The 2,551-nt window shown below is 65.0% G+C and carries 4 protein-coding genes and 1 riboswitch; of the genes, 1 reads left to right on the forward strand and 3 read right to left on the reverse strand.

Going from position 1 to position 2,551, the window contains the following annotated elements; genetic code table 11:
* Positions 1 to 146: 146 nt before the first annotated feature.
* Genes EOA28_RS32135 through EOA28_RS32145 form a run of 3 tightly spaced genes read right to left on the reverse strand, consistent with a single transcriptional unit; the run spans position 147 to position 1,632 of the window.
* Positions 147 to 413: a DUF2277 family protein gene (locus tag EOA28_RS32135; protein ID WP_127251364.1), complete on the reverse strand. Its 267-nt coding sequence runs from the start codon at positions 411 to 413 to the stop codon at positions 147 to 149.
* Between the two features lie 37 nt (positions 414 to 450).
* The gene (locus EOA28_RS32140) at positions 451 to 702 is read right to left on the reverse strand and encodes an exodeoxyribonuclease VII small subunit (protein ID WP_127251363.1); all 252 of its coding nucleotides are present in this window, start codon (positions 700 to 702) and stop codon (positions 451 to 453) included.
* Positions 703 to 705: 3 nt separating this feature from the next.
* The gene (locus tag EOA28_RS32145) at positions 706 to 1,632 is read right to left on the reverse strand and encodes a histone deacetylase family protein (protein ID WP_127251362.1); all 927 of its coding nucleotides are present in this window, start codon (positions 1,630 to 1,632) and stop codon (positions 706 to 708) included.
* A gap of 115 nt (positions 1,633 to 1,747) precedes the next feature.
* Positions 1,748 to 1,925, forward strand: a riboswitch (cobalamin riboswitch).
* A gap of 42 nt (positions 1,926 to 1,967) precedes the next feature.
* On the opposite strand from EOA28_RS32145, the gene bluB reads away from it, so the two are divergent.
* A partial coding sequence (bluB, locus tag EOA28_RS32150) for a 5,6-dimethylbenzimidazole synthase (RefSeq protein WP_128315677.1) occupies positions 1,968 to 2,551 on the forward strand: 584 nt, incomplete at its 3' end.

Here is a 2,551-nt window from a genome sequence, read left to right on the forward strand (position 1 = left end):
CGACGCTTTGCCGGCGGCAGGGCGCGGCGCCCCTCGACCCCGCCGATATCCTTGGCGTTGGGGATGACCATCAGCTCGATCTGGTCGCAGGCGAAAGCGTCGCCTGGTTCAGGGTCGTTTCCCGGAAAAAAGCTCATGATGTTCCCTCAGGCGAAAAGCAGCGCCGACCTGGCCTTCGCCTTGGCGGCCTCTTCCTCGCGATTGCGCGGTTCCTGGCTGGTTTCGAGCGAATCGATCAATTCGCGCGCGGCGGCCGCAATCGCCTCCACGGCGTGATAGAAAGCATGCTCGTTGCGCTTGGACGGCTTGGTCGAGCCGCTCAGCTTGCGCACAAATTGCAGCGCTGCGTCATGCACCTCGTCATTGGTCGCCGGCGGCTCGAAATTGGCCAGGGTCTTGATGTTGCGGCACATGGCTTGAACTCCTTACCTGCTTGCTCTGCCACCCAAACTATTCCGCGTCGAGCGGCTCCGTGCCCACCGGCTTGCCGTCGCGCGACAGCCTGATCTTCTCGACCTTGTCCTCGGCCGCCTTGAGCAGCCGGTCGCAATGCGCCTTCAGCGCCTCGCCGCGCTCATAGATCTTGATCGACTGGTCGAGCGGCACGTCGCCGCGCTCCAGGTCATCAACGATCTTCTCCAGCGCGTCGAGCGCCTGTTCGAAGCTCATCGTCTTGACGTCCTCATTGCCTTCCACTGCCATACCCTATCCCTTCATCAGCCGCCCGACATGGGCGGCGACTGAAAATGCCAGTCCCTGCAGATCGTAGCCGCCTTCCAGCAGGCTGACGAGCCTGTTGGAGCTGTGGCGGCCGGCGCGTTCCATCAACTGGCCGGTCGCCCAGTCGAAATCGTCCTCGGTCAGATTGATCTCGGCCAGCGGATCGCGGTGATGCGCGTCGAAGCCGGCAGAAATGATGATCAGGTCCGGCGCGAACGCATCGATCGACGGCAGCACGCGCGACAGGAAGGCGTCGCGGAACATGTCGCTGCCGGTCCGCGGCGCGAGCGGCGCGTTGACGATGTTGCCGGCGCCGGTCTCGCTCTTCGCCCCGGTGCCCGGGTAGAGCGGCATCTGGTGGGTCGAGCAGTAGAGCACCGACGGGTCGTCCCAAAAGATGTCCTGCGTGCCGTTGCCATGATGGACGTCCCAATCGACGATGGCGACGCGCTCGGCCTGATGCTTCTTCTGCGCATAGCGGGCGGCGATGGCCGCCGTGTTGAACAGGCAGAAACCCATCGCCGTAGCCTTTTCGGCATGATGTCCCGGCGGGCGGGCGGCGACGAAGACATTTGAGGCGCGGCCCTCGAAGACGTCGTCGACCGCCGCGTTGGCCGCGCCGATCGCCGTCACCGCGGCCTGCCAGCTTTTCGGGCTGGCGCTGGTGTCGGCATCGATCGAGACGATGCCGGTCCGAGGGATCGCCGCACGCACGCGCTCGACGAAAGTCTCGGGGTGCGCATAGAGGATGGTTTTCTCATCGCCTTCCGGCGCCTTGACGCGGTCGAGCGCCGAAAACGCCTCGTCGTCCAGCACGCGCTCGATGGCGCGCAGGCGGTCGGGCCGCTCGGGGTGGCCGGGCGGCGTGAGGTGTTCGAGGAAGATTGAGTGCGTGTAGAGACGGGTGGCCATGGCGCCTAATCTAGGCACCCGCGGCCGTAATGACCATGTTTGAAAAGCCGAATGGCTGGGGAAATTGCGCCAGCCCATGTCGTCCGCGCCATTGGCGGGTGCCGAACTTCGCGGTAAGGTCGTCCCGCTGCCTGGTGCCCGCGACGCGGGAGAATCGGGAACACGGTTTTATTCCGTGGCGTGCCCAACGCTGTGAGGGGGACCGCGCCGGCAAATGCCACTGTCGATGACGGGAAGGCGCCGGAGCGGGACGATCCCGAGCCAGAAGACCGGCCCGGCAGACATGGTTTTCCGCTTGGTCAGGCGGGGGACTGCTTGTCGCAAGGGGAAAAGCGATGACGGCAGCAGCGATCGCCGCGTGTGGCGACGACTTTGACCAATTGGCGCGCGACGCGGTGTACCGGGCGATGTTCACCAGGCGCGACGTGCGCAGCCATTTTGTACCCGACAATCTGGATGACTGTGTGCTGGCGCGGCTTCTCACCGCCGCGCACCATGCGCCGTCTGTTGGCTACATGCAGCCGTGGAATTTCATCGTCATCCGTGATGCCGAGCGGCGCAGACAGGTGCGCGACCTGTTCCTCGCCGCGCGCGAGCAGGAATTGCCGGCGATCGAGGCGGAACGGCAGGCGCTCTACCGGAAGCTGAAACTCGAAGGCATCTGCGAAAGCGCGCTCAATCTTTGCATCACCTGCGACCGGCAGCGCTCGAAGGACTCGCCGCTCGGGCGCTGGCACAATCCGGAGATGGATCTCTACAGCACCGTCTGCGCGGTGCAGAATTTCTGGCTGGCGGCACGCGCCGAAGGCGTCGGCGTCGGCTGGGTGAGCATCATCGAGATGGAGGCGCTGAAGCGGCTTCTGTCGATCCCGGAGCATGTCACGCCGATCGCCTATCTCTGCGTCGGCCGCGTCTCGGA

It is taken from the genome of Mesorhizobium sp. M2A.F.Ca.ET.067.02.1.1 (genome assembly GCF_004023285.1).
Taxonomy (GTDB): Bacteria; Pseudomonadota; Alphaproteobacteria; order Rhizobiales; family Rhizobiaceae; genus Mesorhizobium.